The following is a 6,835-nucleotide window of genomic DNA, read 5'->3' as shown; positions in this document are numbered from 1 at the left end:
AGTCAGACACACTTTTTGCTACTTAACCCTGATTCTGGCCATAAACATAGCCCCGGCAGGACCGGGGCTTGTCTTGAAGTAGCAATGCTACAAGTGGCTCGGCGCTGACTCCTCGACAGGGCAGATCACTGGCGTGCCAGCATCGTCAAGCACCTTCGCCCGCAGTCCGTAGACCTCTTCCAACAGCCCCGGGGTCAGTACCTCGGAAGGCTGCCCCTGCGCCATCAGGCGCCCACGGTGCAGCACAATAAGCTGATCGCAGTAACGCGCCGCCAGGTTCAGGTCGTGAATCGCAATCAGCGCGATCGAATCCTTTTGGGATACCTCTCTGCGGATGAGCTGCAGCAGCTCCACCTGGTGCCGCAGATCCAGGGCAGACGTCGGCTCGTCCAGAAGTAGCACCTCGGGCTCGCGCACCAGCATTTGTCCCACGGCGACCAGCTGCCGCTGCCCACCCGATAGTTCGTGAACATAGCGCGAAGCCAGGTGCGTAATCCCCAGCCGCTCCAGCACTGCAGCCGCTTGTTCCTGTGCAGTCGCGGTGGCTGCCCGGCGCGTCGATCGTTTCGTCGCCACGAGGATCGATTCGAAGGCCGTCAGGGAAGCACTAGAGAGCAGGTCTTGCGGCACATAACCAATCGCGTCGCGCCGGTTACTGCCGGATAGTTCCTCGCCGTTGCTGGTGATGCGGCAGGTGCCTGATGAGGCCCTCTGTATCCCAGCGATCGTCTTCACCAGGGTGGACTTTCCCGCGGCATTGGGCCCCAACAGGCCGGTGATGGACCCCGGCTGGAAGCCGGAAGCCGATACCCCCTGCAGAACCGGATTCTTGCCGTAGCGGACGTGAATATCTTCGATAGTCAGCATGGGCTAGGACCCCCAGACCGTGCGTCGGCGGACGAACACCAGAATGAGGAAGAAGGGAACTCCCACCAGGGACGTGATGATGCCGATCGGCACCGCCACGCCCGGAACCACAGTGATCGATACTGCGTGTGCAGCGGCCAGCAACAGGGCTCCGGCCGCCATGGAAGCGGGGGCGAAGTAGCGCTGGTCCTCGCCGACGAGCATGCGGGCGACGTGGGGGCCGACCAGGCCGATGAAGCCGATCACGCCCGCGAATGCCACCGCGCTGGCCGCCAGTAGGGAGGAGACTACGAGGGTGGTGACGCGCAAGCGCTGGACATTGATCCCCAGCGCCGCCGCGCGATCATCGCCCAGTCGTAGGGCTGTGAGTTTCCACGAGTTCAGGACGGTGAAAGGTATCGCTATCGCCAGTGCACCAACGATGATTGCGTTGGACGTCCAGTTCGCGCGCTGTAGCGAACCCATCGTCCAGAACACGATCTGCTGCAGTGCTTCGGTCGTCGCGCGGTATTGCATCAGGGAGAGCATTGCCTGGAACAGGAACACCAGCGCAATTCCGAGCAGAATCATCGATTCTGCGCTGGCGCCGCGCCACAATGAAGCGCCAGCCACGATAAATACCGCCACCAGCGAGGCCACCCAGGCCACGGCCGCGAGGTTGAACTGCGGGTTGGCCAACACCGTCCAGCCCAACACAATCGATGCGGCTCCGCCGAACGCCGCTGCTGCGGAGATACCAAGGGTGAACGGCTCTGCCAGCGGGTTATCCAGGATGGTTTGCATGTGCGCCCCGGATAGGGAAAGCGAGGCGCCGATGAGGACGGCCATCACAGACGCAGGCAGACGCAGGTTCCAAAGGACGGTGTGGGTTGTTTCATCCACCCCGTTGGGGTCGATGAGGGCCTTCCATAGTTCCATCAAACTCAGGTCGATGGGGCCGACGATCGTGGCGATGGCGAAGGCTGCGAAAGCAGCGATGGCCAGTGCGAGGATGGCGAGGATCTTCCGCCTGGCCTGACGGCGATACTGTTTGACAACCGCGTTGGCTTCGGCCGGAAGCGCAGCATCGCGCTCGTCGGCTATCTCGCCTTCTTCCGTCGATGACTTTTCTGGGATTACAAGGTGGGACATGGGGGTTACTTCTTGGGCTTGGCTCTTGGTGTTAGCTCTTGGTGGAGGTGAAGAACGTTCCGGAGTACTCGAACGGCAGCCAGTTCTTGTGGAAGTCCGCGAAGTCCTTCTCTACGTCTAGGTCCTTGAACAGTTCAGGGTGCAACCATTGTGCGAACTGCTCAAGGGCGAAAACGTTCAACGGGGAATCGTAGAACTGGTGGTAAACCGCGTGTAGCTTGCCCTCCTTGGGAGCCTTCAGAGCATTAAAGCCAGGCGTGGCAAGCAGTCCCTTGAGGGTCTTCTCAGATACGTCGGGCTTGGCGGTGTAGCCGAGCTCCACGTGCGGCAGCACCTCGGGCTTTTCGGGATCCTTGGCCCATGCGCCGCCGGTGGCAATGATCTGCTCTGGCTGTTCGGCAAGGACCTTCTCTGCGGTGAGGTCCCCGGATTCCGTGTCCAGCAGTTCGTCGCCGATGTTCTTTCCGCCTGCAGCGTTCACCAGATCGCCGAGGTTGGAATTCTTCACAGTTCCGCAGCAGTCCTTCATGCCCGCCGCGCGCCAGACCAGGGTCTTCGGCTTGTCTTTTGCCTTGTTTGCACGGTCGGTGACGTTCTTAACCTTGCCGTCGTAGAAGTCATTGAACTCCTTGGCTTTATCTTCCTTGCCTAGAAGTTGACCGTAGAGGCTGATCGTCTTGGTGGTGTTTTCCAGTGGCTTCTGGCGGAAGTCACTAAAGACGTATTTCAGACCAGCCTGATCCATCTTGTCCAGCAGGCCGGATTCTTCGGCGGCCTTCTTGTGGTCTAGGGAAAGCACGGTGACGTCTGGCTTGTGAGCAAGCAGGTTCTCCACGGTCACGTCGCCCTTAGAGATGTCTCCAACGGTCGGGAGGTCGCCGTACTTCTGATGCACCTTGGAGAGCTTCTCCTCGAAGGTGGGAGCGGCGGAGTGCAGGTCGGAGCCGATGGCCACGACGTGCTCCGTTGGGTTCTCCTTGTTCAGGATGGAGGTGGCGAACAGTCCGCGACCCTCTGCGAGGAGGATCTTCTCTGGGCGAGAGTCAAAGGTGACCTGTCGGCCGGTCACGTCGGTGACGGTAATGGAGGAGCCGGACTTCTTCGCGTCGGAAGAGTCGCCGTCGCCGGGGTTAGATGCGCCGCAGGCTGCGAGGCCGAGGGCAGCGGTTGCTGCTACGACGCCGACGCAGACTTTGCGAAGCGGAGAAAAACGCATTGTTATTCCTTACGTGAGGTGTGCGAGAGCAAGGGCTTAGCCCACTCTCATACATAGCTTAGCCTTACCATTGGCAAGGGTACGCTAACTATAGTTCATGTACCCCTATGGAGGAAACACCGGGTTTAGATTCGCCACCCTTTTAGGCCACCACTCCAAACACAGATAGACTCGGAGCTCGAAGAATTAATTGGGGCGAAAAGAAAGCAAGGGAAAGCTATGCCACAATTCGTTGATCGCGTCGTTCTGCATCTGCAGGCCGGTGACGGTGGCCACGGCTGTGCTTCCGTGCACCGCGAAAAGTTCGTTCCCCTCGGCGGCCCCGATGGCGGTAACGGTGGCCACGGCGGAGACATCATCCTGGAAGTCTCCCCGCAGGTTCACACCCTGCTGGACTTCCACTTTCACCCGCACATCAAAGCTCCGCGCGGCAACAATGGCGCCGGCGATCATCGCCACGGCGCTCGCGGGGAGGACCTCGTACTCCAGGTGCCGGAGGGCACCGTGGTTCTTGACTCAAAGGGCGAAGCGCTTGCCGACCTGACAGGCAAGGGCACGCGGATGATCGTCGCCGCGGGCGGACACGGCGGGTTGGGAAACGCCGCGTTGGCGTCCAAAAGCAGGAAGGCACCGGGCTTCGCGCTACTGGGCGAACCAGGCGAGGTAAAAGACATCACCCTCGAGCTCAAGTCCATGGCCGACGTCGGGTTGGTCGGCTTTCCCTCGGCGGGCAAGAGCTCGCTGATTTCCGTGGTCTCGGCCGCGAAGCCGAAGATCGCGGACTACCCGTTTACGACCCTCGCGCCGAATCTGGGCGTGGTCAATGTCGGCCACGAGGTTTTCACCATCGCCGATGTGCCGGGTCTAATTCCGGGTGCTAGCGAAGGCAAGGGGTTGGGGTTGGACTTCCTGCGCCACATCGAGCGCACCGCGGTTCTGGCCCATGTTGTGGACGCCGCCTCGCTGGAAGCCGATCGCGATCCGGTCGCTGACATCAAGGCGCTGGAAAAAGAGCTAGCGAACTACCAGGAAGAGCTGGCGAGTGACTCCGGGCTGGGCGACCTGCGTGAACGCCCGCGCGTGATCATTCTGAACAAGATGGACGTGCCGGATGCCTCCGACATGGCGGACCTGCAGGAAGAGGAGCTCAAGGAGTTTGGCTGGCCGATCTTCCGCATTTCCACCATCGCGCACCAGGGCTTGGATGAGCTGAAGTACGCGCTGATGGACATCGTGAAGGAGCACCGCAAGGCGCACCCGGTGGAGGAGAAGCCCGCGCAGATCATTACCCCGAAGGGGCTGCGGAAGCGCTCCGGTGGGCGCTTTGCCGAGTTCGAAGTGGAAGCCGACCCATCTGCCGAAGATGCCTTCATCGTCCGCGGCGAAAAAATCGAGCGCTGGATCCGCCAGACCGACTTTGAGAACGACGAGGCCGTGGGTTACCTGGCCGACCGCCTGGCCAAAGCCGGTGTGGAGGAAGCGCTGTACAAGGCTGGCGCCGACGCGGGCAGTGAGGTGACCATCGGGGAAATCACCTTCGAGTGGGACCCGCAGACCGCCGCGGGCGTGGACGTCATGCGCAGCGGACGCGGCACCGATATGCGCCTGGAGCAGAACACCCGCGCCACCCCGGAAGAACGCAAGCGTGCGTCCCAGGCTCGCCGTGGCCTGATCGACGAGAACGACTTCGGCGACGGGGAGATCGCAGAGCGCGAGCGCTGGCAAGGCTAGCGCTGCCGTTGCCCCCAAACCGCACCGGGGGCGAGCGGCGGCTGGCATACTGGAACGTATGTCATCCTCCGAATCCGACGTTGCAGCCGATAAAGAGTTCAGTTCAGCCCAGTCTGCGTTTAGCTACGCGGGGCCGGGGGAGATGACTCCCGAACCAGTGAAGCCAGTGCCTACCTACGGGCAAAGGCCAGTGCATGAGCCGGGTCCGGTGGTGCCCGCGACATCCATTGAGTTCCCCGAACCGGAAGCGGATGAAGACGATCCGGCGATGGGGCACGATTCCTCTGTTCGTAGCGATATCGCCCATGCCCGCCGGTTGGTAGTGAAGATCGGCTCGTCCTCCCTGACCGATGACGATGGTCGCGTGGATCCGAACCAGATCGACATGATCGCCGACGCGCTGGAGGCACGCATGGCGCGCGACACCGACCTCATCGTCGTTTCCTCCGGTGCTGTGGCCTGCGGAATGGGCCCGCTGGAGCTTGCCCAGCGCCCCACCGATCTGGCCACAAAGCAGGCCGCCGCGTCTGTCGGCCAGGTGCTGCTGGCCCAGGAGTGGGCGCGTAGCTTCGCCCGTTACGGTCGTACGATCGGCCAGGTTCTACTTACTGCTTCGGACGCCGCAGAGCGCGACCGGGCACGCAATGCTCAGCGAACGATCGACCGTCTGCGCCAGCTGAAGGCCGTACCGATTGTCAATGAAAACGATACGGTCGCTACTTCTGAGATGCGCTTCGGCGACAACGATCGCTTGGCCGCGTTGGTGAGCCACCTGGCGTTCGCTGATGCGTGCGTGCTGCTGTCCGATGTGGACGGCCTGTACGACCGCAACCCGGCCGAGCCGGGTGCGCAGTTCATTGCCGAGGTGAAGTCTTCCAAGGACTTGAAGGGCGTGGTCGCTGGAGATGGTGGGCGACTGGGTACAGGTGGCATGGCGGCCAAGGTATCTGCCGCCCGCTTGGCTTCCCGTGCGGGTGTGCCGGTGCTATTGACCTCTACGGATAACATCGGCGCGGCCCTGGATACCGCGGAGGTAGGAACCTGCTTCTGGCCGGATCAGGATCGCCTGAGCGCGTGGAAGTTCTGGGTGCTCTACGCCGCGGATTCGCATGGCCAGCTGCACTTGGATGCCGGTGCGGTACGCGCAGTGACGGAGGGGCACAAGTCCCTGTTGTCGGTGGGCATCACCAAGGTCGAGGGCGACTTTTCGCAGCGCGATGTGGTGGATCTGGTGGGGCCGGATGGAAAGATGATTGGCCGCGGCGAGGTGGCCTACGATTCCGCAATGCTCCACGACTTGATCGGCCAATCGACCTCCGACCTGCCGGAGTTCGCCCGCAGGCCGGTTGTGCACGCCGACTACATGTCCCATTACGCCAACCGAGCGCAGCTAAAGGGCTAGTAGGTAGTAGGGCTGTGGGGCCTCGGCCCGGGGCTAAGCTGCGCTTAGCTACTTGGAGGCCACATTGAGGGAGAGGACGCCTGCGCTAAGAGCCGTCATTCCCAGGCAGTTGATCCAGAATTCTGATCCGAGGAAGTTCGCCTTAATGTGAGCGATGATTGCGGAAAGGAAATAGCCCAGTACACCTACCGAGACGGTTGTCGCGACTGAAGCGTTGCCGGTAGCCGCACCGTAAACCAGGCCTGTGGCTGCGAGAGACTTGATCGCGATCAGCGTCCACCACCAATCTTCGGGGAACTTAACGCCCTCCAGGCAACGGCGTATGAACTTAGGTGGCTTGACGGAAATCAATGCGTCACCGGCGAGAACGGCGGCCAAAAGGTAGCTGCCACCTGTTGCTAGGGAACTCATTCGGATTCCTTTCTGCGAAGATCGAGGACAGAGCGATACATGAAAGTACGCCTTGTCTTCGGAGAAGTGGACTTTAA

The 6,835-nt window shown here is 61.5% G+C and carries 6 protein-coding genes; 2 read left to right on the top strand and 4 right to left on the bottom strand.

Annotation, left to right across the window (positions count from 1 at the left end; genetic code table 11):
- Window positions 1-87: 87 nt before the first annotated feature.
- From HMPREF2678_RS00380 to HMPREF2678_RS00370, 3 genes are read right to left on the bottom strand one after another with little or no spacing between them, the layout of a single operon-like run.
- Window positions 88-867 carry an ABC transporter ATP-binding protein gene (locus tag HMPREF2678_RS00380; protein ID WP_034981014.1) on the bottom strand — a complete coding sequence of 260 codons (780 nt, stop codon included), beginning with the start codon at window positions 865-867 and terminating at the stop codon, window positions 88-90.
- 3 nt (window positions 868-870) lie between these two features.
- The gene (locus HMPREF2678_RS00375; protein ID WP_083303377.1) at window positions 871-1,998 is read right to left on the bottom strand and encodes a FecCD family ABC transporter permease; all 1,128 of its coding nucleotides are present in this window, start codon (window positions 1,996-1,998) and stop codon (window positions 871-873) included.
- A 31-nt stretch (window positions 1,999-2,029) separates the two neighbouring features.
- Complete coding sequence (locus HMPREF2678_RS00370) at window positions 2,030-3,214, bottom strand: ABC transporter substrate-binding protein (protein ID WP_070550488.1); 1,185 nt, start codon at window positions 3,212-3,214, stop codon at window positions 2,030-2,032.
- A gap of 219 nt (window positions 3,215-3,433) precedes the next feature.
- Between HMPREF2678_RS00370 and obgE the strand changes: the two genes are divergently transcribed.
- Together obgE and proB are read left to right on the top strand one after the other, a co-directional pair.
- A complete protein-coding gene (gene obgE / locus HMPREF2678_RS00365; protein WP_070550487.1) occupies window positions 3,434-4,945 on the top strand; it encodes a GTPase ObgE in 1,512 nt (503 codons plus the stop codon).
- 142 nt (window positions 4,946-5,087) lie between these two features.
- Complete coding sequence (proB, locus tag HMPREF2678_RS00360; RefSeq protein ID WP_370546763.1) at window positions 5,088-6,347, top strand: glutamate 5-kinase; 1,260 nt, start codon at window positions 5,088-5,090, stop codon at window positions 6,345-6,347.
- A 48-nt stretch (window positions 6,348-6,395) separates the two neighbouring features.
- Here the strand turns inward: proB and HMPREF2678_RS00355 are convergent, their stop codons facing one another.
- Window positions 6,396-6,758 carry a DoxX family protein gene (locus HMPREF2678_RS00355; RefSeq protein ID WP_034993517.1) on the bottom strand — a complete coding sequence of 121 codons (363 nt, stop codon included), beginning with the start codon at window positions 6,756-6,758 and terminating at the stop codon, window positions 6,396-6,398.
- Window positions 6,759-6,835 lie beyond the last annotated feature (77 nt).

The organism is Corynebacterium sp. HMSC058E07 (assembly GCF_001809885.1).
In the GTDB taxonomy this organism is placed as follows: domain Bacteria; phylum Actinomycetota; class Actinomycetes; order Mycobacteriales; family Mycobacteriaceae; genus Corynebacterium; species Corynebacterium macclintockiae.
Note: the sequence above shows the minus strand (reverse complement) of the source record. Positions and strands in the feature narration are given on the sequence as shown.